The 763-nt window shown below is 67.0% G+C and carries 1 protein-coding gene; it reads left to right on the forward strand.

Going from position 1 to position 763, the window contains the following annotated elements; translation table 11 throughout:
- The coding region (locus Psi01_RS42995) for a methyl-accepting chemotaxis protein (RefSeq protein WP_239128459.1) at positions 1-752 on the forward strand (752 nt) is incomplete at its 5' end.
- Positions 753-763 lie beyond the last annotated feature (11 nt).

Here is a 763-nt window from a genome sequence, read left to right on the forward strand (position 1 = left end):
AGGAGTTGACCGCCACCAGTGCGCGGATTGCCTCCACCGCCCAGGAGGCCAGTGACCAGGCCGGAAATGCGGCCGGTGCGGCGGAGCAGGTTTCGGGTAACGTGCAGAGCGTTTCGGCGGGTGCTGAGCAGATGGGGGCGGCGATCCGGGAGATTGCGCATTCCTCCAGTGAGGCGGCCAAGGTGGCCTCCCAGGCGGTGGGTGCGGCGACCTCGACCAATCAGATCGTGGCCAAGCTGGGTGCCTCCAGTGCGGAGATCGGCAGTGTGATCAAGACGATCACCAGCATTGCCGAGCAGACCAACTTGCTGGCGTTGAATGCCACCATCGAGGCGGCTCGGGCCGGGGATGCCGGTAAGGGTTTTGCGGTGGTGGCCGGGGAGGTCAAGGATCTGGCTCAGGAGACGGCCAAGGCGACCGAGGACATTGCGGCGCGGGTGGAGGCGATTCAGGCCGATACCGAGCAGGCGGTGGCGGCGATTGCGGAGATTTCGGCGATCATTGCGCGGATCAATGACTATCAGCTGACGATCGCGAGTGCGGTGGAGGAGCAGACGGCCACCACGAACGAGATGAATCGCAGTGTGGCTGAGGCGGCGGCCGGGTCGGGGCAGATCGCGGGCAATATCGCGGCGGTGGCGCAGGCGGCGCAGTTGACCAGTGCGTCGGTGGGGCAGACGCAGCAGGCCGCGGCCGAGTTGGCCGGGATGTCGGCGGAGCTGCGGGCGTTGGTGGGCCGTTTCTCCATCTGACCGGAGTCCGG

Source organism: Paraplanobispora siamensis (assembly GCF_016863175.1).
Taxonomy (GTDB): Bacteria; Actinomycetota; Actinomycetes; order Streptosporangiales; family Streptosporangiaceae; genus Planobispora; species Planobispora siamensis.